This is a genomic window from Streptomyces sp. NBC_00316 (genome assembly GCF_036158715.1).
GTDB lineage: Bacteria > Actinomycetota > Actinomycetes > Streptomycetales > Streptomycetaceae > Streptomyces.
This window is the reverse complement of sequence record NZ_CP108023.1, coordinates 247,999-270,373: the sequence shown is the minus strand read 5'-3', so window position 1 is coordinate 270,373 and position 22,375 is coordinate 247,999. Positions and strand designations below refer to the sequence as shown.

At 69.9% G+C, this 22,375-nt stretch carries 19 protein-coding genes; 11 read left to right on the top strand and 8 right to left on the bottom strand.

What is annotated here, in order from left to right; translation table 11 throughout:
- Window positions 1-112 precede the first annotated feature (112 nt).
- A complete protein-coding gene (locus tag OG878_RS01280) occupies window positions 113-2,899 on the bottom strand; it encodes an ATP-binding protein (RefSeq protein ID WP_328884990.1) in 2,787 nt (928 codons plus the stop codon).
- Between the two features lie 136 nt (window positions 2,900-3,035).
- Here OG878_RS01280 and OG878_RS01275 point away from each other — a divergent pair, with 136 nt between their 5' ends.
- The 7 genes from OG878_RS01275 to OG878_RS01245 all read left to right on the top strand — a co-directional run bounded on the left by OG878_RS01275 (window position 3,036) and on the right by OG878_RS01245 (window position 8,567).
- Window positions 3,036-3,392, top strand: a complete 357-nt coding sequence (locus OG878_RS01275; RefSeq protein WP_328884989.1) for a VOC family protein — start codon at window positions 3,036-3,038, stop codon at window positions 3,390-3,392.
- On the top strand, window positions 3,389-3,841 hold the full coding sequence (locus OG878_RS01270; protein WP_328884988.1) for a pyridoxamine 5'-phosphate oxidase family protein: 453 nt from the start codon (window positions 3,389-3,391) through the stop codon (window positions 3,839-3,841). The genes OG878_RS01275 and OG878_RS01270 overlap by 4 nt, the downstream gene beginning before the upstream one ends.
- A gap of 417 nt (window positions 3,842-4,258) precedes the next feature.
- Entirely contained in the window at window positions 4,259-4,735 is a 477-nt protein-coding gene (locus tag OG878_RS01265; RefSeq protein ID WP_328884987.1) for an iron chaperone, read from the top strand.
- A 238-nt stretch (window positions 4,736-4,973) separates the two neighbouring features.
- Entirely contained in the window at window positions 4,974-5,507 is a 534-nt protein-coding gene (locus tag OG878_RS01260) for a DUF6215 domain-containing protein (RefSeq protein ID WP_328884986.1), read from the top strand.
- On the top strand, window positions 5,449-5,592 hold the full coding sequence (locus OG878_RS01255; protein WP_328891535.1) for a hypothetical protein: 144 nt from the start codon (window positions 5,449-5,451) through the stop codon (window positions 5,590-5,592). The genes OG878_RS01260 and OG878_RS01255 overlap by 59 nt, the downstream gene beginning before the upstream one ends.
- A 276-nt stretch (window positions 5,593-5,868) precedes the next feature.
- Entirely contained in the window at window positions 5,869-6,888 is a 1,020-nt protein-coding gene (gene galE, locus OG878_RS01250; RefSeq protein WP_328884985.1) for a UDP-glucose 4-epimerase GalE, read from the top strand.
- A gap of 1,127 nt (window positions 6,889-8,015) precedes the next feature.
- The gene (locus OG878_RS01245; RefSeq protein WP_328884984.1) at window positions 8,016-8,567 is read left to right on the top strand and encodes a DoxX family protein; all 552 of its coding nucleotides are present in this window, start codon (window positions 8,016-8,018) and stop codon (window positions 8,565-8,567) included.
- 804 nt (window positions 8,568-9,371) lie between these two features.
- On the opposite strand, the gene OG878_RS01240 is transcribed toward OG878_RS01245, so the two are convergent.
- The 6 genes from OG878_RS01240 to OG878_RS01215 form a co-directional block, all read right to left on the bottom strand.
- Window positions 9,372-12,464 carry an alpha-N-acetylglucosaminidase TIM-barrel domain-containing protein gene (locus OG878_RS01240; RefSeq protein ID WP_328884983.1) on the bottom strand — a complete coding sequence of 1,031 codons (3,093 nt, stop codon included), beginning with the start codon at window positions 12,462-12,464 and terminating at the stop codon, window positions 9,372-9,374.
- Between the two features lie 286 nt (window positions 12,465-12,750).
- Entirely contained in the window at window positions 12,751-14,373 is a 1,623-nt protein-coding gene (locus OG878_RS01235) for a beta-N-acetylhexosaminidase (protein WP_328884982.1), read from the bottom strand.
- 841 nt (window positions 14,374-15,214) lie between these two features.
- The gene (locus OG878_RS01230) at window positions 15,215-15,868 is read right to left on the bottom strand and encodes a class I SAM-dependent methyltransferase (RefSeq protein ID WP_328884981.1); all 654 of its coding nucleotides are present in this window, start codon (window positions 15,866-15,868) and stop codon (window positions 15,215-15,217) included.
- 12 nt (window positions 15,869-15,880) lie between these two features.
- A complete protein-coding gene (locus OG878_RS01225; protein WP_328884980.1) occupies window positions 15,881-16,996 on the bottom strand; it encodes a cation diffusion facilitator family transporter in 1,116 nt (371 codons plus the stop codon).
- A 116-nt stretch (window positions 16,997-17,112) separates the two neighbouring features.
- Window positions 17,113-17,280, bottom strand: a complete 168-nt coding sequence (locus tag OG878_RS01220) for a hypothetical protein (RefSeq protein ID WP_328884979.1) — start codon at window positions 17,278-17,280, stop codon at window positions 17,113-17,115.
- Between the two features lie 234 nt (window positions 17,281-17,514).
- The gene (locus tag OG878_RS01215; RefSeq protein ID WP_328884978.1) at window positions 17,515-17,952 is read right to left on the bottom strand and encodes a hypothetical protein; all 438 of its coding nucleotides are present in this window, start codon (window positions 17,950-17,952) and stop codon (window positions 17,515-17,517) included.
- 150 nt (window positions 17,953-18,102) lie between these two features.
- Between OG878_RS01215 and OG878_RS01210 the strand changes: the two genes are divergently transcribed.
- The 3 genes from OG878_RS01210 (at window position 18,103) to OG878_RS01200 (ending at window position 20,679) form a co-directional block, all read left to right on the top strand.
- The gene (locus OG878_RS01210) at window positions 18,103-18,696 is read left to right on the top strand and encodes a TetR/AcrR family transcriptional regulator (protein ID WP_328884977.1); all 594 of its coding nucleotides are present in this window, start codon (window positions 18,103-18,105) and stop codon (window positions 18,694-18,696) included.
- Between the two features lie 170 nt (window positions 18,697-18,866).
- Window positions 18,867-19,694 carry an SDR family oxidoreductase gene (locus OG878_RS01205; protein WP_328884976.1) on the top strand — a complete coding sequence of 276 codons (828 nt, stop codon included), beginning with the start codon at window positions 18,867-18,869 and terminating at the stop codon, window positions 19,692-19,694.
- A 475-nt stretch (window positions 19,695-20,169) separates the two neighbouring features.
- Entirely contained in the window at window positions 20,170-20,679 is a 510-nt protein-coding gene (locus OG878_RS01200) for an NUDIX hydrolase (RefSeq protein ID WP_328884975.1), read from the top strand.
- A gap of 144 nt (window positions 20,680-20,823) precedes the next feature.
- Here the strand turns inward: OG878_RS01200 and OG878_RS01195 are convergent, their stop codons facing one another.
- Entirely contained in the window at window positions 20,824-21,408 is a 585-nt protein-coding gene (locus OG878_RS01195) for a helix-turn-helix domain-containing protein (RefSeq protein ID WP_328884974.1), read from the bottom strand.
- 118 nt (window positions 21,409-21,526) lie between these two features.
- On the opposite strand from OG878_RS01195, the gene OG878_RS01190 reads away from it, so the two are divergent.
- Window positions 21,527-22,372 (top strand): EamA family transporter, encoded by an 846-nt coding sequence (locus OG878_RS01190; RefSeq protein ID WP_328884973.1) that lies wholly within the window; start codon window positions 21,527-21,529, stop codon window positions 22,370-22,372.
- The last annotated feature ends 3 nt before the right edge of the window (window positions 22,373-22,375 follow it).

Here is a 22,375-nt window from a genome sequence, read left to right as displayed (position 1 = left end):
TCCGGATGAGACCTCGGAGCCGGCTTCCCTGCACTTCCTCTGCAGAGGCGCGCCCTCCTGCAGCCGCCGCCCGTTCGGCCCGCCCCGGACAGTGCCGTCCGGAGCGGGTGCTTCATCCAGGGGTGGGAGCGAGGCCGAGGTCGGCGAGCGCCGCCGCGCCGGCATGGCCGTTTCCGGCAAGCAACAGCGTGCGCGCCGACTGGTAGTGGCAGCCCGCCGCGTCGAATGCCGCCGCGGTGGCGAGCTGCCGCGTCAGGTCGCCGTCCAGCAGCGCCTGCGCCCGGTCCAGCTGGGCGGTGGCGACCGGGTTGCCGGCGACCAGGCTCCGAGCGGCTTCGACCCGGTCGTGTGCGTCCGGGTGCCCGGCGAGCACCGAAGCCTCCGCCCGGAGCGCCACGTACCAGTGCAGCCAGATCCAGGAGACCCACTTCCACACCTCATCCGGCTCCGGTGCGAGCCGCTCCAGGGCCGCTTCCGGGTCCCCCTGATGGAGCAGGACAAGGGCGTCGAAGACCGCGCCGTAGCCATGGCGGTGTTCCGATGCGGTGCCCGCCCGGTCCACGACCGTGAGCCAGGCTGCCCGGGCGTCGTGGTCGCCGCGCAAGCCGTGGATCATCGCCACCGACGCGGCGGCCGGGCCGAGCGAGAACGACCGCTGCCGGCCGCTGCGCTGCCACGCGTCGAGGAATCTCACGCTGCCTGTGAGTACGTCGTCGGCATGGCCCACGAACCCGTCCGCGATCAGGAGCCAGGACGTGGCGTGGTGGCCCACCTCGGCAAACAGCGGGTGGTCGGCCAGCTGCCTGCCCCACCGGCGGGCCTCCGGCAGCTCACCCACGCCGAGGGCGGTTCCCGCGGCCATGGCGAGGGCGTCCATCCGCTCGTGCGTACCGGCGGGGCTGGACGGTACCGAAGCCAGGACGTCGATCCGACGCCGGGCGGCAGCCGCGGCGCCGAAGGGGTCACCGGCCCAGCACCGGGCGCCGGAGAGCGCGTCGAGGGCGGCGGACTCGGCCACCGGGTCGCCCGCCCGCCGGGCGAGGCGGACGGCCAGTTCGGCGCGCCCGACCGTCTCGTGCGCAGTGTTGTCCGAGCCCCCCTGGACCGCGCCGAAAGCATCCGCGAGCACCGCCGCCTCGGCCAGCGCGACGGCTGCCTCGGCATCGGGATCGCCGTCGCCGGACAGCTCTCGCGCCGCGGCGAGCACGGCGGTCACCTCGTCCACGGCGGGGACCAGCGCGAACTCACTGGAGAAGCGGTACGCGACGGTGGCGGCGGCCGCCAGGTCGCGGCCGGCACCGGCGGTGTCGCCGGCCCGTCGGGCGGCCTCTGCGGCGGCACGATGCAGGCGGAACATGTCGTCGCCGAGCCTGCGGCATCCGGCCACCCCGGCGGCCTCCCGCAGTGCTGCGGCAGCGTCGGTGTCACCGGCGAGCGCCGCCGCCTGCTCGAACCGCTGCTGTGCCTCCCCGAGCAGGTTGCGGGTGAAGGTCAGCTCGGCCATGGACAGGGCGAGTCGGTGGGCGTCCACGCGCTGCTCCGGCCGGTCGGCGGCCCAGGCGAGGGCGGCCCGGAGGTCCTCTGCCACCACGTCGAACCGCGTGCGCCAGTCCGTGTGTTCGGCTCCTGTGAGGACGGTCGCGCCGTCCAGGCACCAAGCCACGTGGCGAGAGCGGACACCGGTCAGCTCACCGGCGTCGGCGAGCCGCTCCGCACCGTACTGGCGGATGGTCTCCAGCGCCTGGTACCGGGTGCCGGTCGCGGACGGTGTCGCGGTGAGCAGGCTTTGTTCGGCAAGCCTGCCGAGCCCGTCGGCGACCGCGGCCGGATCCAACGGAGCGAACCCGGCCACCGCCGTGGCCGCCTCAGCGGTGAACGGCATGACGAACACCGAAATCCGGCGCAGCAACGCCCGATCCTGCGGATCCAGCAGGTCATGGCTCCAGTCCAGCGCGGCCCGCACCGACCGGTGCCTGTCGTCCGCGCGGGGTCCGCCGGCGAGGATCCGCAGCTGGTCGGAGAGGCCCGCCGTGAGACCGTCCAGTCCGAGCGTGGGCCACCGTGCCGCCGCCAGTTCGATCGCCAGCGCCATGCCGTCGAGCCGTTCGCAGATGGCCGCGATCCGGTCGTGCACCGCCGGATCCGGCGGCCGGCCGACCGCGGCCGCCCGTTCCATGAACAGGGTCACGGCCTCCGACTCGCCGCCGCCGGCCCAGGACAGCGGCGGTACCGGGAAGACCCACTCGAACGGCACCATCATCCGGGCCCGGCTCGTCGCGAGCACCCGCAACCGCGGGCAGGCCACCAGCAGTCGTTCCAGGAACGGAGCCACCCCGTCCCGTATCTGCTCGCAGTTGTCCAGCACCAGCAGCGCCTGACGGTCCGCCAGTGCGGCCAGCACCGCCTCGTCGATACCGCGCCCGGGCTGCTCGCCCACACCCACGGCCGCTGCGACCGCGGCCCCCACCCGCCCCGGGTCGGTGATCGGGGCAAGGTCGACGAACCACACCCCGTCGGCGAAGTCGCAGGCCGCCTCCGCTGCCACCGCCAGCGCGAGCCGGGTCTTCCCCACACCACCCGGCCCTACTGCGGTCACCTGCCGGCGTGCCTTCACCGCCTCGGCCAGCTCCGCGCGCTCCCGTACCCGGCCGATGAACGCTGTCAGCGGTGCCGGGAGGGCGGATACCGGGCGCGACTGCTCAGCACGGGCGAGGTAGGCCGCATGCCGGGAGAGCGCCCGCCGGTCCGGCACCTCCAACTTGCGCAGCAGCGCGGAGACATGTGACTCGACTGTGCGTACGGAGATGAACAACTGTGCGGCGATCTCCGCGTTGCTCAGGTGCTCCCCGAGCAGCGTGAGGACTTCGGCTTCCCGGACCGAGATCACTGAACTGGACACGGAGTCATTATCCGTGGTGCTTTCCGTGGCCGACACGGAGGTGGACCCTACCCTGGCCGGGAGAGTCTGTGACCACAGCGATCGGGCCCAGCCGGACACGCGGGGTCGAGCGTGACCCACGACCACAGGAGTGACCATGACCGGTTCGTCCACCCAGGGATGCAAGACCCTGCTGCATCCCGTTTCCGACCTGGCGGCGGCCAAGAAGGTGTACTCGGCCCTGCTCGGCATGCCGCCGCAGTTCGACGATTCCTACTACGTCGGCTTCGAGGCCGCGGGCCAGCACATCGGGCTGGTGCCGGCCGGTGGAGCGCAGGGCATGACCTCACCGGTGGCCTACTGGCACGTGCCGGACATCGAGGCGAAGCTGGCCGAGGTGACCGCAGCGGGCGCCACCGTGAAGGAGCCCGCGCACGACGTCGGTGGTGGCCGCCTGGTGGCCACCTTCACCGACCTCGATGGCAACGTCCTCGGTCTGTTGCAGGACCGATGAGTGCCGATCCACGCCCGCGCGCCCTGCGTCGTCGCGACACCGAGCACCGGCTCACCCACGACATCGATGTCTGGGTGGCCAGTGCCTCGGCGGACGGTGCGCCGTATCTGGTGCCGCTGTCCTTCGACTGGGACGGCGAGGCTCTGTTGGTGGCCACCCCGGCCGACAGCCCGACCGGCAGGAACCTGGCCGCCACGCGGGTCACCCGGCTGGGTCTGGGCCACACCCGCGATGTGTCCATGATCGAAGGCGAGGTCGAGGCCCTCGAGATCGACGCGTTGCCGCACCAGCAGGGTGACCGGTTCGCCGCACGCACCGGCTTCGACCCACGTGCCCAGGCCACGCCGTACCGCTGGTTCCGTATTACCCCGGGCCGCATCCAGGCCTGGTGCGAGGCGGACGAGTTGCCGGGACGCGAGCTCATGCGCGACGGCCGCTGGCTGGCCTGACCGCCGCACGCGACCACACCCGTCCCATTCGGCAGACGGCGCGGATGAAGGTGCGAAGCAGTTGCTGCTCGCAGGCACAGTACCTGCGCCGGCGGGTGTCGAGGCCGCCGAGCAGTGCCCTGGACCCCGGGCGCGTTTCGCCTCCGGCCGCCGTCACTCCCAGGACGACGTCACGCCGCAGCATGCCTGTGCCCCACAAGACCCTGCCGGATGTCCCGAGCACGTGCCGGAGCGGCCGAGTGCGACCTCCACCCCTCGGTCGTGATGGTGCAGTGGCGTCAGGCCCCCTCGGCCTCCGCCTCTGCACCGTCGCCGGTGTCACCCGAACGACGACCGAACACTCCCGGAGAAGCCGCCGCCGCGGCGGATCCCCAGTACGAGATCCCCGATCACACCATCCAAGAAGGGAAACCTGCCATGACGCACGCGCAGAAGTCCGCCCGAAGCACCGGCACGGCCGACAAGAAGTTCGACGGGTTCACGGCCGAGGAACGCGACGCGATGAAGGAGCACGCCCAGGAGCTGAAAGTGTCCGCACGCCGCAGCCCGCGCACGGCCAAGGCGGACGCGGAGAGCGATGTGCTCGCGAAGATCGCCGAGATGGCGGACGCGGACCGCGTCCTTGCCGAGCGGCTCCACGAGATCGTCAGGTCCGCCGCACCGGACCTCTCGCCGAAGCTCTGGTACGGGATGCCCGCGTACGCCAGGAACGGCAAGGTCGTCTGCTTCTTCCAGAGCGCACAGAAGTTCAAGACCAGGTACGCCACGCTCGGCTTCAGCGACCAGGCGGATCTCGACGAAGGCACCATGTGGCCCACCACATATGCCCTGACGGAACTGACGGCCGTCACCGAGGCACGGATCGGCGAGCTCATCGGCAGGGCGACGAGCTGAGGCCGCTTCCTCGCCGGATGGAGGACGAGCTCCATGGGCTGCGGCGGCCCCCGCGCTCCGCCGGCCGACCGCCCTGCGTCGACCAACTCTGCCGACGCCAAACCTTCTTGTCCGCCTTGATGATCACGGGTTAAGGTCCCTGGGCACGTATCGGGGGATCACGGCAGGCGGGGACATGGCGGACGATATCGACGCGCCCACGAAGGGTGCGAACGCGTAGGGGCAGGCTTTCGCGGCCGTGGCTCTGGTAGCGGCACTCGGTGTCGGTCTGTGGACGTTGGGGAACACGTCGTCCTCGAACAGTGCCCCGCCGCCTGCCACGTGTCCGGAAGGGGATATCGAAAAGACATCTCGGCACGTCTCCGGGGCGCAACTGTGCGAGGCGCTGAACCGTCCCGACCTCGCTCAACTGCTGGGCACGCCGGGGGAGAACGCCAAGGCCGCCGGCACCAGCGGTGGCTCCGTCAAGCCTGCCAACGGCAAGGAGATCGCCACTCCCTCTGCCCAAGTCGAGTTCGAGACCTGCACCGTGACGCTGTCGGCCACCTACGATCGTCTGCCGGTGGCCGCGTCCGCCACACTTCTGGGGGACGGCGCGCAGCAGCGGACGGTTCTGGGCCGCCCGGCGGTCTTCTACTCGGACCGCACCATCAGCATCAGGTTCAGCCTCGACGGGAGCGACACCACCAGCCGTCCCGGCCCGGGCTCTCACCGTGGCCCAGGACGCAAAGGACAGCGGCGGCTCCTTCGAAGTGACCCTGTGGCGCGCTGACGGCGGGGTACCGGACGACGCAGTGCTGCTCCGCGCCGCCGAGAAGGTCCTGCCGACGGTGCCGGGATGGGCTGCCGGCGAGTGACTGCCTTGGGCGGCACCCGGGCATCAGGCGCTCCATCGGGGCCGGTCCGCATGCCGAGGTGTTCGGCACCGCGCTGGTGGTCGTTCTCCGGTCACAGCACCTGGGGGCGGTTGAGCGCCGTAAGTGGGCGGTCGGGCAGACTCGAAGCTCAGTCAGACGGCTCGGACTGAGCGGGATGGCCGGCGGAAGAACGTTGTCAGTCGGCGGGACCCGATGCCCTGCTTGCCCCATCCGACCGCCACTGTCCTGACGAAGGTCCGCTGGTAGGGTCCCGGCATGCGCATCTTGATCACCGGCGGTAGCGGCTACATCGGGTCCCACACCACGCTCCAACTCATCGCGGCGGGCCACGAGGTCGTGATTGCGGACAACTTCAGCAGAAGCAAGCCCTCGGTCCTGGCCCGCCTCGAGTCGCTGGCCGGCACGCCGATCAAGCACCACGTCATCGACCTCACCGACCGGGAGGAGACCGACCGTCTCTTCGCTCAGGAGACGTTCGACGCGGTCATCCACTTCGCTGGTCTGAAGGCGGTCGGGGAGTCCGTCGCGATGCCGCTGGAGTACTACACGAACAACCTCGGCTCGACGTTCTCCCTGCTGACCGCGATGCGCGCGCACGGCGTCAAGAAGCTGGTGTTCTCCTCCTCCGCCACCGTCTATGGCGAGCAGGCGCCGGTGCCGATGCAGGAGGACTTCCCGACCTCGGCGACCAACCCCTACGGCTGGACCAAGGTGATGCAGGAGCAGATCCTGTGTGACGTCGCGGCGGCCGACCCGGAGATGCGGATCGCGCTGCTGCGCTACTTCAATCCGGTCGGTGCCCACCACTCCGGGATGATCGGCGAGGACCCGCACGGCGTGCCCAACAACCTGATGCCGCTGCTGGCCCAGGTCGCCGTGGGGCGACGGGACGCACTCCACGTCTACGGCAAGGACTACCCCACTCCCGACGGCACCGCGCGGCGTGACTACCTGCATGTCGAGGACCTGGCCTCCGGCCACGTCGCCGCCCTGGACGAGCTGGGCCGGACGGAGGCGCCGGTCTCCACCTGGAACCTGGGCACCGGGACGCCGACTTCGGTCCTCGAGATGGTGTCGGCATTTGCCGAAGCCAGTGATCGGGAGATCCCGACCGTCGACGCGCCCCGGCGTCCCGGCGACATCGCGGACTCCTACGCGGACCCGGCCAAGGCCCAGGCCGAGCTGGGGTGGGTGGCTGTGCGCACCGTCCACGACATGTGCGCGGACACATGGCGGTGGCAGTCGCAGAACCCGGACGGCTTCCCGGATGCCTAGCAGTATCGCCCCGTGACCTTCATCAGGCGGGGCAGCCGGAGGCCGGCTGCTCCGCCTGATGCAGATCACGGGACCTGTTCCCCTGTTCCTCCCCGCACAGCACTTCTCCCGGTCCCATCCGCATTCCACGCCGAAGGGCCCGGTGCGAGGCCCCGGACATCCGGGACCCTGCACCGGGCCCTTCGCTGCCCGTGACCCCGTCAGCGAGAGGCGGTCCGACCGCTCAGTGTCTGCCCGGTGATCAGGCCGAGCGGCCGGTCGGTGAGGATGCTGCGCGCCCTGCCTGCTCGCTTCGTGTTGCCGTTCCCGTGCTCTCGGTGCTCTGTGCCGTGGGGCACCGACAGCACCCCCGCGCCGCGCCGGGTCCGTATCGCCCAACGTGGTGACTCATGGACGGCATAGTTGTCTTGTCGCTCGGTGGTGGCCGGTTCACGAGATGACCAAGGCCTGGCGCAAGAAGACCCGTCGAGCCGTCCTTTCGCCCGCCGGCATCACCCAGGTCACTGTTCTCAACGGCACCGCCCCCCGGCGAAACGGCCGGCCGGCTGCGTACCGCCGGGTTCCAGATCACCGCCACGGGCACCGTGCCCCCTGCCGGTGGACAAGACCTTTCTCGCCTACCGTCACGGCCCAAGGCTCAGGCCGCCCTGCCCGGCTCGAAGCCGACCGAGAGCACCACGGCAACCGCTCTCGCCCTGACGATCGGCCCGGTGCAGAGAACACCGCCGCCGGTGCACCGCTCTCACCCTCTGCTCGGCGCAGACCAGCCAGGACGACGCAGGCGGGAGACCGGTTCGGCCCGCATACCCCTGTGAGCGGCATCGGCGTCACCGCTCGCAGCCCCCTGCCGGAAGGTTCCTGGTCCGGGCCCTGTGAGTGGTTTCGAGCCGGTGGTCGGCTCGCCTCCCCGTCGATAACGCATTCAGCCCGCACGCGCAGAACGCCATGGCAGGGAAATGGAAGCAACGATGGGAAATGACTGCCCCGGCGCCCGCACCCGCGCGGACGCAGCCGCTGGTCATTGCCGTGTCCTCAGGCAGCACCAGGTGCTTTGGTGCCCAACCGGCTCCGCGGTCCCCTGCCTGCCGGTGCCCCGGCCCGGACTTCGGAGCAGAGAAGAGCTCCTGATGAATCACATCGCTCGTCGACTGCGCGCTTCACCCACGCCCGCGGACCGGGCTCCGGCGCGGTCCGCAGTTTCCGCCGCCGACTGCGGCCTGCTCCTCATCAGGCTCACGTTCGGCCTGATCATGGCCGGGCACGGCGCCCAGAAACTCTTCGGCCTGTTCGGAGGTGAGGGTTTCACCGCCACCGGAAGATCCTTCGAGTCGCTGGGATACCACCCCGGGTCGGTTCACGCGGCGGTCGGCGGCGGGTCCGAATTGCTCGGGGGCCTCGGTCTGGCTCTGGGGCTGTTCACGCCCTTGGCAGCGGCCGCGCTGATCGGCGTGATGATCAACGCCATGGTGACCGTCAGCGCGGCCCACGGACTGTGGGCGACCGAGGGTGGCATGGAGTACAACATATGCATCGCGGCCGTCGCACTCGCCATCGCGGCCATCGGCCCCGGAAGGCTCGCCCTGGACCGCCCCTTCCGCTGGGGCAAAGGAGGATGGCCCGAAGCTGCCTTCGCTCTGCTCCTCGGTGGCCTCGGCGCCGCCCTCGCGCTGATCCTCTGACCTCCGCAGGCCGAACCGGCACAGCCACCGCCCGCCCACATCGGAGTCGGACGCCTGATCGGCTGCTTGTGCACGAGCGCTTCAGCCGGCCGGGCCCAGCGCTTCAGTCGGCGGGCACGGTCCGCCCGCTCCGGCGACCTCGGCTCATCGGACATCCGAACCCGACCGGTGTGGGTGCAGGATCCACGTGTCCACCATGGGGCGGCGGTGATGGACGACGTTCGGCCGCTCGCAGGACCACCACAGCGCCGTCCTGCTGACCGGCGGCACCGATGCCCAGGCCGGCACATTGCCACTCACCATGGGCAAGTCCGGGCGCTGCTTATCACCCTCGGCAAGCTCTGACCACCACGGCGAATGCCCGGCCCTCGTTACCGGCCCACCCGTCCGTCGATGCACTCGCGCAACAGGTCGGCGTGCGAAGTGTTCTATGCGGTCGGCGTTCTCGAGGATCTGGTCGGCAGCCTTGGTCCGGACGAACGGGTGCGCGCGGTCGTTACTCGGTGACCCGGGCCTCCTACCGGATCTCGCTTCCGGACTCCTTAGCCGTCGTCCACGGCGAGGCTGGGACGTCAGCAGGGCTCTGTGCATCCGCTCCGCGCTGGTTCTGCCGACCGAGCACGACCGCCACGTTCCGCACTCGGCGCACCAGGCCATGAACTCGTGTGTTCTGCCATCGCAGTCGGTACGGATCAGCGTGTTCCGCCCAAGCGGAGCAACCTGGCCAGCCTTGCGCTTCCTGGGCGGCCCTCGACGCGGTCGTATGGCGGAACGGTGGTCAGGGTGCGCAGGCGGTCATCGACGCTACTGCCCGGTCACGGTGAACTCCCGGAACGTGGCCAGGCCTGTGGCGCCGCTGCCGCCGTTGGCCGCGGTGAAGAAGACGCCGACGTCCTGCTGAGCGGCGGCGGTGGGCACGGTCATGCCGGCCACCGCAGTCCATGTCGTCCGATCGGCGCTGCACTCTGCATCGAACCGGTCTCCGGTCCGGGTGAGGCGCAGCCAGACCGGCGTGGTCCAGCCGGGGGAGGCCAGGACCGTTTCCAGCTTGCCGTCTCCGTTGACGTCGGCGCTCGCCGCGCAGCCGTGCGCCGGTGTCACCGCGAGATTGAGGAAGCCGGTGGATCCGTTGGTGGCCAGGGAATTCCGCACCACGATGCCGGCTCGGGCCCACTGCCCGGTGGGGTCCTCGGCGGTGACGAGCACCGTCGCGGTCGCCCCGTCGACGAAGCCCCCGGGCAGGTAGATCGCGCCGAACTGATGGGTACCGCCCCACATGTCACGGCCACCACCATGGATACCGAGCTCGTCGCCGGCGGCAACGAACGTGGCGGCGTTGAAGTTCGCGACGGCGTACGGGGCAGTGGCCGGCGCTCCGGTGAGGATCCGCTTCGGCACCGTGACCCGCCCGGCACGCCGACCCACCCGGTAGTCCGCGGTGATGGAGAGGGTCGTCGCGACGCCGTCCGGTCGCCAGTCGGCGGGCGCGGTCAGTCGCCATGCGACGTCGGCGCTCGCCCCACCGGCGAGGACGGGCGGTGCGGTCGGGCCGGTCGCGTCGACGGTCACCCCGTCGGGCGCCGTCATGCCGACGGTGAAATGGTCCGCATCGGACAGTCCACTGCGGTTGGTGACCGTGCCGGAAGCGGTCAGCTCGCCGCCGGCGAGCAGAACGGGCCGGTCGGTGGCGAGCCAGGCGTCGACCTGATGGGTGTCTGCGGCCAGGACCCGCCGCACCTCGTCGGCCAGGTCGTACTCCTCGCCCCGCGGGTGCTGCGGGTAGACCGTGTGGTCGCGCGCCCAGGTGTCAGCGAGCGCGAACCAGTCGGGCAGCACCGGTGGCCGGCCGGTGCGCAGGGCGGTCTCGAATGCGGCGAAGTACGCCTCCCAGCGTGGCCGGTACACGTCGCGAATCAGGCCGTCCCACTCCCGGTTCGCATAGTCGTGCAGGCCGCCTGTCACCGAAGCCGACCGGTCGCCCCAGACGGTGAGGATGCTGCGCTGGTCGAACTCCAGCTGATCGGCCTCGGCTTGATCGAGGCCGGCCTTCCGGGCCCGGGCGAGCCTGGGGCCGAGCAGATATGCGGGCCGGGTGGACACGAGCCGGGCGAGCAGGTCCATGAAGTCGAGCCAGGTGTCGGTGAGTTCGTCGAACGCGGCCCGGTCAGCGGTCTGGTACGCGCTCTGGATCCGCGGGAGCAGGATCCGCGCGCGGTTGGTCAGGGCCTGCCGGGCGACGTCCACGAGGTCATGGCGGTAGGCATCGGAGCGTCTCAGGGACGGCGACACGCGCAGCAACGCGGTCAGCGCGGTATCGAAGTCGGCGCCCTCGTAGGTCATCGCAGTCGGCGACCAGCCGGCGCCGGTGGTCACCGACAGGGACGGCTGCGCGCAGAACAGGCTGTCCTGCGGCTCGCCCTTGTCGCTGGTGTCGGCGTACGCGGTGCGCGCGAGTGCCGACCAAGCGGTGGTGGCCTGCGCGTCGTGACCGCCGTACCGGCGGGTGGCATAGTCGGTGAAGTAGGTCTGTGTGTCGACGCGTTGCGTGGTCCAGGCGAGTGAAGTGAACACGTCGAGGGCGGCGTCGTTGTTGTCCGCGGCCTCCGGCATCAACGCAATCCCGGCGAGCGCGCTGTCCGGCTTGTCGCGCCAGTCCCGGTACTTGGCCAGCCAGCGGTCCGCCGCGCCGCCCAGGGTCGTCTTGCCTCCGAAGTTGAAGATCGTGCCGAACGCGTACGGAGTGCCGGACCAGTCCTTTTCCCGGTCCACCGCGGGCGGTCGTTCGCTGAGCCCGTCGACGATGAGCATGCGCGAGGTGTCGAGCGCGTCGAGCATCTCGGCGCGTGGATTGTCCTGCCAGCCGAGGATCACCCAGATGGCGTCCGGGTGCGCGGCCCGCAGCGCGGTATCCACCGCGACCGACGCCTCGCCGACCGGTATCGGTCCGGCAGTGCCGCCTTCGTGCAGCAGGTCGAGCTTGTACATCGAGGTGGTGCCGTAGCGTCGAGCGGAGTGCCGGTAGAACGCTTCGGCGATTCGGGCGAAGTACTCGTCGCGCGGATCGATCCAGTCCGGGCGCTTGAAACCGCACCAGGTGCCCTGCGGCACGATCGCCGCACCGGGGTTCCTGTCGGAGAACGCCGGTGGCACGGTCCCGTAGTAGCCAGGCAGTACAGGGGTCATGCCCAGGGCGTGCACATGGTCGATGATCTGCCGGCTCAGGGCGGCCCGCTGTTCGCGCAGCCTGCCGGAGACTGGCCCGGCGAACCCGGACATGTTCTGCAGCAGCCACCATGGCTGGTGTGCCGCTCCGGGAATCCAGGCCTGCAGTTCCTCGTCGGAGTAGCCGAATTCGCGGAACGTGTCGTGGTACACCGCGTCCGCGCCGAGATACAGCAGCACTTCGTTGCACCCGTGGAGGGCGAGCAGGTCGATCTCGCGTTGCCAGTATGTGAAGTCGCCGTACGGTTCTGTGTAGCCGTCGTTGGTGTCGTTGAGGGCGAACCGATGCGGGACGTCGGCGCGGCCGACGAGGGGTTCGGCGGGCGCGGGGAGTTTCCCCGGCAGGTCGAGGTTGTCGGCGGCCCACCAGACCCCGCGGTTCTGACTGCCGAGGTAACGCTGGAAACCGGCGAGCATGGTGGCCGGGCTGGTGCCTTCGATGACCAGCGCGGCTTCCCTCCCGCCGACCCGGTACGTGTCGGCGCTGTCGCTGATCGGCCGGAGTCTGATCTGGTCGGCACGGTCGCCGATGAGCCGCCGCAGCGCCGCGGCGGCCGGGGCAGGGTCGAAGGGGCCGCCGGCCGCCGCGGCCGCCCCGGCGGCGGCCGGACGGGGAACGAGGCCGACGCCCAAGGCGGTTGGCACGGCGAGCAGGAATGTGCGGCGGCGGGTCATGCGACGGCTCCTCGGCCTGCGGCAGGAAGGTTGGCGGGAGGCACAGCCTGATCGAAGACGGCCCGGGGACCGGGCCGTCCGGACGAACCATTCCGTATGCGTTGAGAACAAGCCGCTGTTGGCGCCAGGGCCTCTCGTTTGGATCACGCTGGGCTCGCGGGGTCGGGCACGCACATCTGCCGCGTTGTCGTCAGTCCCCGACGCTCCGCGTCGGCTCCTTCCTCCGCCTTACAGCTGTACGCACCCGACCCCGCTCCCTGATCCAGCCTGATCCAAACGAAAGACCCTAGTCGGCCGGCCAGGGCACCTGCGCCGACTTGTAGTAGTTGACGCCGAGTGCGTCCCAGCGAGGGCCCTGTGCCGCGAGGCGCACCTTGTACGTGTCCCAGTCGTGCGTGGCCGGCGGCGACCAACCGAGCTCGGCGACGCCGGGCAGCCTCGGGAAGGCCATGTACTCGACCTGAGAGGAGGTCGAGAGGGTCTCCGACCACAGCGGCGCCTCCACGCCCTGGACGGACGACCCGGGCGCGCCCGGGATATAGCTGCCCGGGTTCCAGTCGTAGGACCGCTGGACCTCGACGTAGCCGGCCCAGGCGAGGCCGAGCGGGGTGTCCTTGTTGTACTTCATGTCGAGGTAGACGCGGTCCGCGGGCGAGAGGACGAGCCCCGTCCCGTTCTGTGCCGCGGCCGCGACCTGCGCCTTCTCGGCCGCACTGGTCCCGTCGAGGCCCCAGTACTGGGCGATGGCGCCCTTCGACGGGGTTGCGCCCGTCAGCTGGTGCCAGCCGATCACGGTCTTCCCGTATTTGGCGACGATCGGCTGCACCTTGTCCATGAACGTGACGTAGTCCTCATGGCTCGTGGAGTGCGCCTCGTCTCCACCGATGTGGAGGTACTTGCCGGGAGTGAGGGCGGCCAGTTCGCGCACGACGTCGTCCACGAAGTCGTACGTGACGTCCTTGCCGACGCACAGCGAGCTGAAGCCGACGCTCGTTCCGGTGTAGAGCGGGGGCGCGACACCGTCGCAGTTCAGGTCCGGGTAGGAGGCGAGCGCGGCGTTCGTGTGGCCCGGCATGTCGATCTCGGGTACGACCTCCAGATACCGCGAGGCGGCGTACTGGACGATCTCCAGGTACTGGGCCTTGGTGTAGTAACCGCCCTGCCCGCCGCCCACCTGGGTGGAGCCGCCGTATTCCGCGAGTCGCGGCCAGGAGTCGATGGCGATGCGCCATCCCTGGTCGTCGCTCAGGTGCAGATGCAGCTTGTTGATCTTGTAGAGGGCCAGCTGGTCGATGTAGCGCTTGACCTTGTCGACCCCGAAGAAGTGCCGGGAGACATCGAGCATCGCGCCGCGGTAGCCGTACTTCGGGCTGTCCTCAATGGTGCCTCCGGCGACCAGCCACGGGCCGGGCTGCCTGCTGCTCGCCTCCACCGCGGCGGGCAGCTGCTGACGCAGGGTCTGTACGCCGTGGAAGAGGCCGGCGGGACTGTGCGCGGTGATGGTGACGGATCCGCGATCGGACCGGAGGCGGTAGCCCTCGGCCCCCAGATCCTTGGCGCCGCGGCTGAGTTCGAGGCGGATGCCGTCGTGCCCGTGCTTGTCCGTGATGGGCAGCCGGTAGCCGGTGGAGGGGCGTAGGACCCCAGCGAGATAGGCCGCGACCTGCCGCGCGTCCCGCGAGTGGTCCTCGACCCGGATCCGGGTGTTCGAGGTGATCGCGTACGCCGGTCCGCCCGCCTCGACGGACGCGGGGGCGGGCACGACCTGGCCGAGCGGCGTGGTGGCCTGTGGAGCGGATCCGTGGTGGGCGGGGGCGGCGCCGACGGCGGAGACTCCCGCAGCCGCGACGAGCAGCAGCGAACCGAACAGCCGGGCGGCCCTGTGATACTGCTTCTGGTGCTGTCTCACAAACGGTCCCTTCGACGAGCGACGAGGTCGTGGTTCGCGGGGGGTTCACATCTGTGGTGCTGAGCAACCGAACAGTCACCATGGGTACCGTCCGCCCCATGAGTAGGTCAAGGGTGTAGACCAATTCTTGCACCGTGGCGCGCATCCAGGCGATCTTCACTCGGGCCACCGAGCCCTGACTCATCGTCCGGGCGTGCGCCGAAGATGAACCCGGCCGCACGGATCACGCCGATCGATCGATGGCCTGAAACGCGCCCTGACCACCAAATGTCGTTCGATCTCGGTTTGTTGTTCGACCCCGGTGGTTTGCCTGACCCGTTGAACTTGTGGCGTCGAGGAACCGGCTGACGTTCCCCGCACTGTTGCTTCCTGAGGCGGCAGGGCGACCGCCCTTCACGCTTCGAGGCGTCGAGCAACGTCGCGTGAAGAAAAGGCCGTTGTGAAGAGACTTGTCCCAGGACGGTTCGCCGGCGAATCCCTGGGCGCGCTGTCCCGCTTTCGTTTCCGGTTCTGCGGCCTTCACACCCGGGCAGCAGCGCTCTCTTCGAGCTCACCGACGCGGAGCTGTGCGCCGATGCTCCGGTGACGTCGCCGGCCGAGTTGTGCAGGGTACTCGCCAAAGCCGACGAGCAGCGGGCACGGGCCGAGGCCGACACCATCGGCCCGCGCCGCCCCGCTTTCCCCCGATCGCCGGCCCCGGCAGCACCATCGAGCCCGCACGCATGGACCGGCTCCAGCGCCACGTCCTCGGCGGAAGAACCGGTGCGTGAGCCACTTCCCCTGCACCCCTGTGCGACAAGGACACGGCCGCGAGCCGAAGAGCCATGCCGGAGCCGGACGGTCAGACCGTGGCGATCACGGCGTAACGCTCGTCGGTCACCGTACGGCCCCACAGCGCCGCCTCGCCGCTGAGGGGTTCGACACGCAGCTCGGTGACGAGGGGGCGCAAAGTGGCGGCGAGGTCGTCGGCGCCGATCCCGCCCGCCCAGGGCAGTGTTTCGGCACCCGCCACATACGGCGTACCGCTCTGCCCGGACTCGCGCCACCGGCCCTCAACCAGGACGAGCGTGCCGCCGGGGCGGACACGGCTGAGCCAGTCGCCGAGTGCGGTGTGCGGGTCGGGCAAGGTCCACATCAGGTGGCGGGAGAGCAGCACGTCGAACCGCTGATCGCCCGTGGGCGGAGAGGCGGCGTCACCGACGAGAAAACGCCCCGCCAGTCCGGCAGCCGTCAGCTTCGCCCGGGCATGCTCGACCATCCGCGGCGAGAGGTCCACGCCGGTGACCCGGTGCCCGGCCTCGGCCGTCAGCCGTGACAGCGACCCGGTACCGCAGCCCACGTCCAGGACATCCACCGGCCGGGACGGCAGCCAGGAATTCAAGAGGTTCGCCCACGCGTCGCGGGTCTCCGTGGCCCGCAGGCCGTGGTCCGGCTCCTCGTCGAAGCGCGGAGCGGCGGCGTCCCAATACTGGGCAATGGCAGCAGTGTTCGTCATCCCCCGATCATCTCAGCCGCCACTGACAACGCCCCCGGACGTCCGGTCCGGCCGGTGACCGTGATGGGCGAGGCCTGCGTGGGGATCACGGCCTGTGGGGGTGTGATCGGTATGGACGGTCGCGGCGGTCAGCCTCGGTACCGCGTGGATGAGAGCATGCTCCGCAGCGACCGCCAGCCCGTGCGCCTGCACGACGGTCAGATGCGGATCGACCACGATGTCCGCCTCGGCGCGCAGGGTGTGCCCGATCCACCGCATCCGCACCTGCCCGGTCCCCAGCACCCCTTCGACACCGCGCAGGGCCGCCTGCGCGGTATCGACGAGAGCGGGGTCGACCGAGTCCATCAGCCGCCGGTAGATCTCACGGGCGGCGTCCTTGAGGACGAACAGGATCGCGATCGTGATCAGCAGGCCGACGACCGGGTCGGCCGCCCGCCAGCCGACCGCCGCACCCCCGGCGCCCAGCAGCACGGCAAGCGAGGTGAAGCCGTCGGTGCGGGCGTGGAGCCCGTCGGCGACCAGCGCGGCCGACCCGATCCGCCGCCCGGTGCGGATGCGGTAGCGGGCCACCCACTCATTGCCGACGAACCCGGCCAGCGCCGCGGCGGAGACCGCCCACAGCCCGGTGATGTCACGAGGGTTGAGCAGCCGGTCCACAGCCACCCAGGCGGCCAGCGCCGCGGATGCCGCGATGGTCGCCACGATGACGATGCCGGCCACGTCCTCGGCACGGCCGTAACCGTAGGTGTAGCGGCGGTTCGCCGCCCGCCGGCCCAGCACGAACGCGATGCCCAGTGGCACAGCGGTCAGCGCGTCGGCGGCATTGTGGATCGTGTCGCCGAGCAGCGCCACCGACCCCGACAGGGCGACGATCACCGCCTGGATCGCGGTCGTCACCCCCAGTACGGCCAGGGAGACCCACAGCGTGCGCATCCCCTCCCGCGAGGCCTCCATCGCCGTGTCGACCTTGTCCCCGGCCTCATGGCTGTGCGGCGTGACCAGATGAGCGAGCCGGTGCCGCAGCCGGGCCGCGAGGGATTTCCCGCGGTCGTGCCGATGCCCCGGACCGCCATGCCCGATGGTGGAACGGTGGTGATCGTGCGTATGGGTGTGCCGGTTCGCCTCCATGTATCCCACCGTGGCGCACCGATTCGATTGCAGCTACAGCCGTCATACACGCTGCGATCAGGTGCGATGTTCTTGCACATGCCTTATGTACGCAACAGGGTGCCGAGACGGTTCGTTCAGGTCGGCATGCCTTTGCCGGACGCAAGGAGGCCGACCACGCCGATGGAGTTCATGGATCGTCGTCCACGGCCCGAACCGCGCGGCCAGTTCGGGATCAGTCGTGCTCCCTCGGCCGCCGCGGCGAGTCTGGCCAGGTCGCCGACATCCCCGACGAACCCGAGCATGAATCTTTCCGTGTCCACTTTCGGCCGATCAGCCGGTTCAGTTCGTGGTAGAGCCCCTTGACCCGCAACGCACGCTGCTCGATCTGAGACAAGGTGACTTCCACCGCTGACCTCCAGGAACCGCAGGGATGCGGATGCCGCTGACCGGCCCCGAGCAGCGCGAGCCCCCGAAGGCCGTCACGCGAGCCCGACTGACCAGCAACGGCCTTTCGGTTCAAGGCCGGCACATGTCGCCTACTGGGCGGCGAGTTCGGCGTTGGCCCTGGCGGTGACATGGGCGAGCGCCCGGGCGGCGATCTCGCGCTCGGCCGCCGGAAGGTCGCCGTACAGTCGCTCGGTGAGCCCGGCCACGGCGTCCGTGAACCCTCGGTGGAGTCTGTCGCCCTTTTCGGTGAGGGATGTCCGGGTGGCGTCGAACAGCCCGGCATCGACGAGTTCGTCGAGCAGGGTGTGTACCTCCGACTCGCCGATCTTGAGCGTCGCGGTCATGCGGTCGACGGCACCGGCGCGGTCGAGCCCGTCGGCGACGGCCTGGAGCGCCACGGACTGGTGGAAGGTGAGGCCCGAGGCGGCGAGGAGCCGATCTCGCACGGCCGCGATCGCGTGGTAGGTGATGCCGATCAACTGACCGCTGAGGAGGGGAGTGGAGGCGGAGGCGGTGGTGGCTGTCATGGCGTGAATCTCCTTGTGAGCGACGCATGTTGGAGCTCCGACCATCAACCGGAGGGTTCTCCGTTTGGCTTGTCGACTCTAAGCGGAGAGCTCTCCGATTTTCAAGGGATAACCGGAGGAGTCTCCGCTACGTCCGTTACGCTGCTGCACATGACCGCCCCCGCCGAGCGCGCCGACGCTGCCCGTAATCGCCTCCGCATCCTCGACGCCGCTCGGCGCCTGCTCACGGCGGACGGCTTCGCCGATCTGTCCCTCGACGCGGTGGCCAAGGAGGCCGGGGTCGGGGTCGGCACGGTCTATCGGCGCTTTCGCAACCGGGCGGGAGTCGTCTACGCGCTGATCGAGGACAACGAGACTTGCTTCCAGGAGGCGTTCACGCGGTACTGCGAGGACGGGGCCCCGTCGGCACATGACCGGCTGCGTGCCTTTCTGCACGGCATGGCCGAACTTGTCGACGACAACCGAGAGTTGCTGCTCCTGGCAGAAGCGAGCGTGCCCGCAGGGCGCTATCACAGCGCCCCGTTTCGCCGGCACCACGAGCAGATCGTCGGCATGGTTGCCGAGCTCGCCCCCGGCGTGGACGCCGACTACGTTGCGGATCTGCTCCTTATGGCGTACACGCCGGGCCTGTTCGACTTTCAGCGCATCGAGCGCGGCTGGGAGGTGGACCGCATCAAGCGCGGCCTTGACGCGCTGATCGCCGGCATCGGGGCCGTCGAAGAGGCTGGTGAGCAGCCGTCGTAGCAGGGCGTCGGCATCGAGAGCTGTCGACCGTGCGCTCGTTGTTCACCGTCGTCACCTCCCAGCTCTACATCCTGACCGAGTGCATGCACGCCTCTGCCGGCACGGCAGGTGCCACCATCGGGGCGGTGCCCCCTGACGCCCCGTCCGCTGGGGTCCTAGCATGACTGACCATGCGTACCTTGATCGTCGGCGGCAGCGGCTTCCTCGGCCGCGAGCTGTCCCAGCAGGCGTCGGCGAGCGGGCACGCCGTGACGGCCACCTTCGCCACCCGCGCTCACGCCATTCCCGGGATCCGCTGGGTGCCTATGGATCTACGTCACGGCGAGGAAATTGCGCAGGTCCTCAAGGAGACCGAGCCGGACCTTGTGATCAACGCGGCGTATCGCCAGACCGACTGGGCGGCAACGGCCGACGGAGCGATCCGCTTGGCGATGGCTGCCACCCGGCACGGATCCCGCCTGGTACATGTGTCGAGCGACGCGGTCTTCTCGGGTGCGGAAGTCCGTTATGACGAGACGGCCCTGCCGGATCCGATCACCCCGTACGGCGCCGCGAAGGCCGCGGCTGAGACGGCGATTCGTCTGCTGGCCCCGTCGGCGGTCATCGCCCGCACCTCGCTGATCATCGGCGACGGCAGCTCCGCGCACGAGCAGTTCGTCCACGATCTGGCGTCCGGGCGGCGGGAGGGAGTGCTGTTCACCGATGACATCCGGTGTCCCGTTCATGTCGCCGACCTCGCCGCCGCCATTCTTGAGCTGGCCACCTCCCGTCACGCAGGCGTCTGTCACCTCGCCGGATCGGACGCCGTCAACCGTCATGAGCTCGGTGTCCTGATCGCCCACCGCGATGGATTGGACCCTTGCGCTCTGACCGCCGGCCGCCGCATCGGCAGTGGCTTCCCGGGGGCGCTGGACGTCCGCTTGGACAGCACACGGACGCAACGCGCACTGCGTACTACGCTGCGCGGCGCCCGCGACTTCCTGGCCCGTGAGCGGTGATTCGCACGTCTCCCACGAAGCCCCGCAGGTCAGAACTATGCCTGTCACCCTGAGGGCCATCCCCGACGCGCATTCGGGCCGCTCGAGGCTATTGAGTGCGCTTGGTGGCCGTGCGTTGCGTTGGTTGCTGCTGCGCGTTCGTGCGAGGAGTCTTGCAGCGTGGGGGAGTGTGTTCTTGGCGAAGGTGCTGTGGGTGTGCGGAAGACGGGTCGGACGGATGCCGCCTCGAAACAGATCCGCTTCCCTGCTTCCTGGACGCGCCGGCTCGGAGGCTGTGCGGTGGCGCCGACCATTGACCTGGCGGTCTTCGCGTGCGACCTGTTCAGCCTCTCGATCACGGCTGCGCTCCGTAGTGTCCATACCCTTGAGCACCCGGGCTCGGACGACGGCTCACCGGGAGTCCGAACATCGTCGGCGCGGGCTGGTGCGACCGCCTGCCGGCTCCACCGCGAGCGCCCCTGACATTGTGTGCCCCATGAGTGAACTGGTGGACCGCGTCGACGAGCATGATCAGGTGGTGGGGGTCGTTGACCGAGCGGAGGCGATTCGTCAGGGCTGGCTGCACCGTATTGCCACCATCGTGTGCCGTGACGGAGACGGACGGTTCCTTGTCCACCGCCGCCCGGACGATTCGCCCCGCTTTGCGGGCCAGTACAACTGGATGCTCGGCGGAGCCGCTGATGTCGGCGAGTCGTACGAAGAGGCGGCAGCTCGGGAACTGTCCGAGGAGTTGGGGGTCCATGCCCGCCCGCGCTTTGTGCTCAAATTCCTGTGCGTGGGCGCAATCAGCCCCTATTGGCTCGGGTTGCACGAGGTCGTCATCACGACGCCGGTACAGCCGTGTGCCCAGGAAGTCGCCTGGCACGACTGGCTTGCCGAGCCGGAACTCGAAGCCCTCGTGCGACAGCGGGAGTTCGTCCCGGACGCCCGCGAGGCATTTGCTCGATACCGCGACGTGAACCGGGCGGACCAACCCTGGAGTTAGTGTCGTCATCAACCCGTCGCCCTTGGGCGGATCCGGGTTTGTTCGACCTTCCAACGAGTACGCAGGAGATCCAGCGCGCCGGCATCGCGTCCGGTCCAAGCCTGTTTCAGGTCGCCGTCCGGGCTGATCTGACAACTGTGCAGGTCAGTGCATGGAGGCAGGGCCGGGCGGCAGGTTGACGGTCATGATCAGGTGGCTGGTCTCGTCGCCTGAGCCGCGGTAGGTGTGGGGGACGTCGCCATCGAAGGCGGCGGTCTGCCCGGCCTCTACGAGGTGCTCGACTTCGTCGATGATCAGGGTCATCCGCCCGGCTGTGACGCTCACGGTTTCGACGACTCCGGCCTGGTGGGGGTGGCTGGGGTATTCCTCACCGGGTTCCAGCTTCCAGCGCCATACTTCGACCGGGGCGGGACCTGACGTCGTCAGCATGAGCCGGGCCTCGCTGCCCTGATCACCGGTCCACAGCGGCATGACGGCGTCGGCGGCCACGACGCGGACGCGGCCCTCGGCCGGTCCCTCCATCAGAGCAGACACTGAAACACCGAGGGTATCGGCGAGTCGGACCAGGGTGGCGAAGTTCGGGTTGCCCTGGGCCTTCTCCAGCCCGACCAGGGCCCCCTTGCTGACCTTGGCCCGACGGCCGAGTTCGTCCAGGGACAGGCCTGCGCGGGTGCGGGCCGTCCTGACGTTGTGGGCGAGCGTGCGCAGGGCTGCCTCGGTCTCGGCCACCTGATCACCATCCTCACGAGTGGACCACTGGAATGCACCACCCGGTCGTTTGGTTGACCAGGTCGGTCGGTCTGTTGTACGTTTTAGTCGTTCCACTGAGATGGTAAGGGATTGTCTTGTGATCGCTCTGCTGCTGGCCCTGGGCAGCTCACTCGCCTACGGATGCGCCGATTTCTTCGGCGGCCTCGGCGGCCTCGGCGCCCGAAAGGCCCACGTGCTGCGCACCGTGATGGTTGCCGCCCCGGCCGGCCTCGCGGTCGAGCTGCTGCTCTGGCCGGTGCTCGGCGCGTCGTTCGGTCCGACCGCTCTCGGCTGGGGCGCCGCCTCGGGCGTCGCTTCCGCCGCAGCATTCGCGCTGCTCTACAAGACCCTGGCCATCGGCCCCATGAATGTGCTGTCGCCGGTCACCGCGCTGATGTCCGCCGCGCTGCCCGTCGCCGTGGGCCTGCTGCAGGGCGAGCATGTGGGCATGGCCGGTCTGGTGGGTCTGGCCCTCGCGCTCGTCACCGTGGTGCTGGTCAGCGCCGGGCACGGCGCGGTCTCGTCCCGTCCGTCACAAGAGGGGCTGCTGCTGGCTTTCGGCGCAGGGGCCGCCATCGCCCTTCAGCTGATCTTCTTGCACCAGGCACCCACCGACAGCGGCGTCGCCCCGCTGATTATTGGCCGGGCGGTCTCCTCGGCCGTCACCCTTGCCGCGGCCGGGATCCTGCATCGCAGACTCGGCCCCGAGAAGCCCGCCTACGCCATGTCGGTGACTGCGGGTGTGCTGGACTCGCTGGCGAACTTGCTGTTCCTGCTCGCCGCCCGCAGCGGCGACCTCGCTGTCGTCGCCGTGATCACCGCCCTCTACCCGGCCGGCACCGTCCTGCTCGCCCGCGGCGTGCTCGCCGAACGCATCCACCCCGGCCAGCTCGTCGGCCTCGGCACCGCCGCCGTTGCCGTCAGCCTCCTCGCCCTCACCTGAACC